The sequence below is a fragment of the Nocardioides psychrotolerans genome, assembly GCF_943371775.1.
Lineage (GTDB): Bacteria > Actinomycetota > Actinomycetes > Propionibacteriales > Nocardioidaceae > Nocardioides > Nocardioides psychrotolerans_A.
This window is the reverse complement of sequence record NZ_CALRWD010000130.1, coordinates 1-6,309: the sequence shown is the minus strand read 5'-3', so window position 1 is coordinate 6,309 and position 6,309 is coordinate 1. Positions and strand designations below refer to the sequence as shown.

Here is a 6,309-nt window from a genome sequence, read left to right as displayed (position 1 = left end):
TCAACACTCCTGATCGTCACACCACAGACCACACAGGAGATCGAAGTGAAGAGCACCTCCATCCGCCGGGCCATCGTGCCGGGCATCGCCGCCCTGGCGCTCACCCTCTCCGCCTGCGGCGGGGGCGACGAGGAAGGTGGCAGCACCGGCGGCGCCACCGGCAGCGTCATCGTCGACGGCTCGTCGACGGTCTTCCCCATGAGCGACGCGGCCTACGAGCTCGCGCTCGAGGACGGCTCGCAGATCGAGGTCTCGGTGTCCGAGTCCGGCACCGGCGGTGGCTTCGAGAAGTTCTGCGCCGGCCAGACCGACATCTCCGACGCCTCGCGTCCGATCGACGAGGAGGAGGTTGCCGCGTGCGAGGCCGAGGGCATCGAGTACGTCGAGCTCCAGGTCGCCACGGATGCCCTGACCATGGTCGTGCACCCCGACCTCGCCGTCGACTGCCTGACCGTCGACCAGATCGTCGCGCTCTGGGGCCCTGACTCCACGGCCACCAACTGGAACGAGATCGACCCGAGCTTCCCCGACCAGGAGATCTCGCTCTTCGGTCCCGGCACCGACTCCGGCACCTACGACTACATGGCCAACGACGTCATCGGCGCCGAGGCTGAGGCCACCCGCAGCGACTACGAGTCCTCCGAGGACGACAACGTCCTGGTCCAGGGCGTGGCGGGCACCGAGGGTGCGACCGGCTACTTCGGTTACACCTACTTCGAGGAGAACTCCGACAGCCTCAAGGCGCTGGAGATCGACGGCGGCAACGGCTGTGTCGCTCCGTCGGCCGAGACGGCCCAGGCCGGGGAGTACACCCCGCTGGCCCGCCCGCTGTTCATCTACGTCAACAAGGCGAAGTACAACGACAACGAGGCCGTCAAGGAGTACGTCGACTTCTACATCGAGAACCTCGCCGAGATCGCCGAGATCGGCCAGTTCATCCCGCTGAGCGACGACCTCTACTCTGAGACGCAGACCGCCCTCGAGGGCATCTCCAGCTGACCCGGAGTCCTAGATAATCTGATGAGCATCATCACCACCGGCGCAGGCCCGTCCCCCCGTGGGACGGGCCTGCCCGCTGCCCCCAACCTCCGGCGCAAGGCGCGGCCCGGCGAGACGGTCATCCGCGCGATCCTGATGACGTCGGCGTTCCTCTCGGTCGCCGTGACCGTCGGCATCGTGGCGGCGCTGATCCAGCCGGTCATCGAGTTCTTCCGCGAGGTCCCGTTCGGTGACTTCTTCGCCACCGAGGGTCAGTACGCCGTGCTGCCACTGGTCGGCGGCACGGCGATGACCACGGTCATCGCCCTCATCGTGGCCGTCCCGCTGGGCCTCGGCGCGGCGATGTACCTCTCGGAGTACGCCTCTCCCCGCGCCCGCAAGTTCCTGAAGCCGACCGTGGAGCTGCTCGCCGGTGTGCCGTCGGTGGTCTACGGCTTCTTCGCCCTGTCCTTCGTCACGCCGACGCTGCTGCAGGACATCCTGAGCTTCGACGTCGGCTTCACCAACGCGCTCGCCGCGGGTCTCGTCCTGGGCGTGATGATCATCCCGACGATCGCGTCGCTGTCGGAGGACGCGCTGTCCGCCGTGCCGCAGTCGATGCGGCAGGGGTCGCTGGCCATGGGGGCCAACCGGATGCAGACCACGCTGCGCGTCGTCCTCCCGGCGGCGCTGTCGGGTGTCGCCGCCGCCGTCGTGCTGGGCCTCTCCCGAGCCGTCGGCGAGACGATGATCGTGGCGCTGGCGGCCGGTGGGCAGAAGAACCTCTCGCTCGACCCGCGCGAAAGCATGCAGACCATGACGGGCTTCATCGCGCAGACCGCCGGTGGCGAGAACCCCGTCGGCTCGACCTCCTACAACACGCTCTTCGCCGTCGGACTGCTGCTCTTCGTGATCACGCTGGTCATCAACATGATCAGCATCGCGTTCGTCCGTCGCTACAGGCAGGCCTACTGATGAGTGTCGCCACCACCGTCGCGCGTGAGACCACGCGCTCTGTCTCGACCGGTCGCTCCAAGGACCGCGGGCTCGGTTCGCTGATCTTCCTCGGCGGCCTGTGGTTCTCGCTGTTCTTCGGCGTCATGGTCCTGCTCGTGCTCATCATCGACACCGCCATCGCCGGTGCCGGACGCTTCGACACCGGCCTGCTGACCGACTACAGCTCGCGAATCCGCCCCGAGGAGACCGGCTTCCGCGCCGGCATCCTGGGATCGCTGTGGCTGATGCTCTTCACGGCGCTCTTCGCCGTACCGCTCGGCATCGCAGCGGCCCTCTACCTCGAGGAGTTCGCCGACAACGAGCGTTGGTGGAACCGTCTGATCGAGGTCAACCTGCAGAACCTCGCCGCTGTGCCGTCGATCGTCTACGGGCTCCTGGCCGTCGCGGTCATGGCGCTGCTCGGCTTCGAGCGCAGCGGCATCGTCCTCGGTGGCTCGATCGCCCTCGCGCTGCTGATCCTCCCGGTCATCATCATCACGACCCGCGAGGCCGTGCGTGCGGTGCCGCAGGAGATCCGTCAGGGGTCGCTCGCCCTGGGTGCGACCGTGTGGCAGACGACGTGGCGACAGACGCTCCCGTCCGCCATCCCCGGCATCTCGACCGGCACCATCCTGGGTCTCTCGCGTGCCATCGGAGAGGCCGCGCCGCTGATCGTCGTCGGCCTCGCCGGTGCCGTGCGCTTCGATCCCTCGGGGCTCTTCAGCGAGGTCACCGCGCTGCCCATGATGATCTACTCGTTGACCTCGCAGTCGCAGGAGGACTTCCGCACCGCGGCGTCTGCCGCCATCATCGTGCTGCTGGTCATGATCCTCGGCCTCAACGCACTCGCCATCTTCATCCGCAACAAGTTCCAGAAGACCTGGTAGGAGAAACCACTGTGTCCAGCCACCCCGCCACCGCGTCGACGCGCGAGGCAGCATCCGAGGACGACAGGGAGCTCTACATGGCAGGCGCCACGCACGAGTCCGAGCGCGAGATCCCGGACATCCCGCCCAACCCGGTCATGGAGGCGCTGAAGCTCAACGTCTTCTACGGCGACTTCCACGCCGTCCACGACGTCAACCTCTCCTTCGGCAAGAACGAGATCACCGCGCTGATCGGCCCCTCGGGCTGCGGCAAGTCGACGGTGCTGCGCTGCCTCAACCGGATGAACGACCTCGTGTCGGGCGCCCGCGTCGAGGGCGAGGTCACCTACCACGGGCAGAACATCTACTCCCGGGGCGTCGACCCGATCGCCGTACGCACCCAGATCGGCATGGTCTTCCAGAAGCCCAACCCGGTCCCCAAGTCGATCTACGACAACATCGCCTACGGCCCCCGGGTCACGGGCATGAAGGTCGACAGCATGGACGACCTGGTCGAGGAGGCCCTGCGCGGCGCCGCCCTGTGGGACGAGGTCAAGGACAAGCTCAAGCAGTCGGCCTACGGCCTCTCCGGCGGTCAGCAGCAGCGCCTCTGCATCGCCCGCACGATCGCGACCAAGCCCGACGTGATCCTGATGGACGAGCCCTGCTCGGCGCTCGACCCGATCGCCACCTCGCGCATCGAGGACCTGATGGTCGGCCTGCGTGACGACTACACGATCATCATCGTCACCCACAACATGCAGCAGGCTGCCCGCGTCTCCGACCGCACCGCGTTCTTCACCGCACGCCCCGACGAGACCACCGGCAACCGCACCGGCCTGCTCGTCGAGTTCGACCGCACCAGCAACATCTTCGCCAACCCCAACGACAAGCGCACCGAGGACTACATCTCCGGTCGTTTCGGCTGAGGTTGGTCCTGGCGGGTCGGCCGGGTGACCGACTCGCCCGACACGTCCGGCGCGCCGGGGGCTCGGTGGCGTGCGGGTTCCGTCGTACGACGGGCCTCAGGCGTCCGTGCGCGACCCCAGGCTGATCAGCTCGGGCGCCGCGCTCGTGGCCGTTGCGCCGCAGCACCCGCCGTCCGTCGAGCCGGACTCCTCGCTCGCCGGGGTGCCGTCGAACAGCCCCGAGCCACCGCACACCCCGGTCTCGGGCAGCACCAGCTCGACCCGGGCCGCGGCCTCGTGGTCGCCGGCGAGCTCGGCGGCGATGCTGCGGGTCTGCTCGAAGCCGGTCATCGCGAGGAACGACGGGGCGCGACCGTAGGACTTCATCCCCGCGAGGTAGAACCCGGGGTCGGGCTGGGCGAGCTCGGCGGCGCCGTGGGGGTAGACGGTGCCGCACGAGTGCACGTTGGGGTCGATCAGCGGTGCCAGCTGCCGCGGCGCGGAGAGCACCGGGTCGAGGTCGAGCCGCACCTCGCCCAGCCATGACAGGTCCGGGCGGAAGCCGGTGACGACGATGATCTCGTCCACGCCCTCGACGTGCCGGCCGTCGACGTCGGTGATCGTCATCGTGCCCGCCACGTCGGAGGCGACCTCGGCCGCGCGGAACTGCGTCACGGTCGTGACCGGCCCGCCCTCGACCGCCGCCTTGGCGGCCGCGCCGAGCGCGCCGCGTGCCTCGAGCTGGTCGGCGTCGCCGCCCCCGAACGTGTCTGCGGTCCGGCCGCGACGCACCAGCCACGAGATGCGGGTGCCGGAAGCCTGTGCGGCCAGCGCGGTGAGCGCCACGAGCACGTTCTGCGCCGACGCACCCGTGCCGGCGACGGCGACGTGCCGCCCGGCGTACCGCTCACGCACCTCCTCCTCGCCCAGGTCCGGGATGCCGTAGCTGATCCGCTCCGCGTGCTCGACCTCGCCGATCGCCGGAAGCCCGTCGGCGCCGAGCGGGCTCGGGAGTCCCCACGTGCCCGAGGCGTCGATGACGGCCGAGGCGAGCAGGCGCTCGGCGCCGGTGGGCGTGGTGACGCGCACGACGTACGGCGTCTGCTCACGGCCCGCGTCGACGAGCCGGTCGCGGCCCTGGCGGCTCACGCCGACGACGCGGTGGTCCCACCGGACCTCGACCTCCTCGCTGCGTGCCAGGGCCTCAGCGAGCGGCTGGAGGTAGCACTCGGCCCAGTCGCGACCGGTCGGGTAGGACGCGGGCTCGGGCGCGGTCCAGCCCGACTCGGAGAGCAGGGTCGCCGCGACCGGGTCGACGACCTCGGCCCACGGGGAGAAGAGCCGGACGTGGCCCCAGTCGCGCACGGCGGTGCCCGCGCTCGGGCCCGCCTCGAGGACGACGGCGCGCAGGCCGCGGGAGCGGGCGTGGGCGGCGGCGGCGAGCCCGATGGGGCCAGCGCCGACGATGACGAGGGGGTGCGGGTGGGAGGTGGTCATGGCTGCTCCGGGTGATCTATCGATGACGGTCGATACAGACAATATCGATGGGCATCGATGAAAGCAAGCATCGACCGGGATCGATGTAAGATCGGCGCCATGACGACGGAGCGCGCGACCCCCTCCCTGTCGCTCGCGGCCGACGCGGCTGCGACGTACGCCGAGTGGTTCGCGACGCTGTCCGACCCGACGCGGGTGCGCCTGCTGCACGCGGTCTCGACCTCACGCTCCGGCGCGCTGCGGGTGGGCGACCTCGCCGTGGCGCTCGGGATCAGCCAGTCCACCTGCTCCCACCATGTGCGCCGCCTGGTCGACGTGGGCTTCGTGACCGTCGACAAGGTCGGCACGTCCTCGGTCGTCTCGGTCAACCCGGCCTGCTGCACCGGCCTCCCGCACGCAGCCGACGTCGTCATGGGCACGCTCGCCGAGGCGCCGTGCTGCCCCGAGGACCTGCCGGTGGACGTGAGCACCCGCGCGATGCGGCTGGAGGACATGGCGGCCGTGCGGGAGATCTATGCAGCAGGGATCGCCACGCGCAATGCGACCTTCGAGACGGAGGTGCCCTCCGTGGAGGAGCTCTGGGCGAAGTGGCTCCCGCAGCACCGCTGGGTCGCCGAGCTCGACGCGGCGGTGGTGGGCTGGGCGAGCGTCAGTGCGGTGTCGGCTCGCGAGTGCTACGCGGGGGTGGGGGAGACCTCGGTCTACGTGGCGCCGGGCGCGCAGGGCCGGGGTGTCGGCAGGTCGCTGCTCCACCGTCAGGTCACCGAGGCCGACGCACTCGGCCTGTGGACGCTCCAGACCTCGATCTTCCCGGAGAACCGCGCCTCCGTCGCGCTGCACCACTCCGCCGGCTTCCAGACCCTCGCTGTCCGCTCCCGGATCGCGCGGCTCGACGGCGGCTGGCGTGACACGGTCCTGCTCGAGCGCCGCCGCACGACCGACTGACCCAGGGCCGCTCGGCCGAACTTGCCCGAGGCATCGACACCTGTCAATATCGACTCATGTCGATATCCGACCCGCTGGAGTGCTGCACCCCCCTCGCCCACGAGCCGATGAGCGCCGCC

At 69.9% G+C, this 6,309-nt stretch carries 6 protein-coding genes; 5 read left to right on the top strand and 1 reads right to left on the bottom strand.

Translation table 11 applies throughout. The annotated features are described in order from the left end of the window. Nucleotides 1-45: 45 nt before the first annotated feature. The 4 genes from AAG827_RS21795 to pstB all read left to right on the top strand — a co-directional run bounded on the left by AAG827_RS21795 (nt 46) and on the right by pstB (nt 3,769). Nucleotides 46-999 carry a PstS family phosphate ABC transporter substrate-binding protein gene (locus tag AAG827_RS21795; protein ID WP_341928305.1) on the top strand — a complete coding sequence of 318 codons (954 nt, stop codon included), beginning with the start codon at nt 46-48 and terminating at the stop codon, nt 997-999. A 21-nt stretch (nt 1,000-1,020) separates the two neighbouring features. Then, entirely contained in the window at nt 1,021-1,953 is a 933-nt protein-coding gene (gene pstC, locus AAG827_RS21790; protein WP_341928304.1) for a phosphate ABC transporter permease subunit PstC, read from the top strand. Beyond that, a complete protein-coding gene (gene pstA / locus AAG827_RS21785) occupies nt 1,953-2,861 on the top strand; it encodes a phosphate ABC transporter permease PstA (RefSeq protein WP_341928303.1) in 909 nt (302 codons plus the stop codon). The genes pstC and pstA overlap by 1 nt, the downstream gene beginning before the upstream one ends. 137 nt (nt 2,862-2,998) lie before the next feature. After that, complete coding sequence (gene pstB, locus AAG827_RS21780; protein WP_341928306.1) at nt 2,999-3,769, top strand: phosphate ABC transporter ATP-binding protein PstB; 771 nt, start codon at nt 2,999-3,001, stop codon at nt 3,767-3,769. 96 nt (nt 3,770-3,865) lie between these two features. On the opposite strand, the gene AAG827_RS21775 is transcribed toward pstB, so the two are convergent. Beyond that, on the bottom strand, nt 3,866-5,245 hold the full coding sequence (locus tag AAG827_RS21775; RefSeq protein WP_341928302.1) for an NAD(P)-binding domain-containing protein: 1,380 nt from the start codon (nt 5,243-5,245) through the stop codon (nt 3,866-3,868). A 99-nt stretch (nt 5,246-5,344) separates the two neighbouring features. Between AAG827_RS21775 and AAG827_RS21770 the strand changes: the two genes are divergently transcribed. Then, the gene (locus AAG827_RS21770; RefSeq protein WP_341928301.1) at nt 5,345-6,190 is read left to right on the top strand and encodes a metalloregulator ArsR/SmtB family transcription factor; all 846 of its coding nucleotides are present in this window, start codon (nt 5,345-5,347) and stop codon (nt 6,188-6,190) included. Nucleotides 6,191-6,309: the final 119 nt, after the last annotated feature.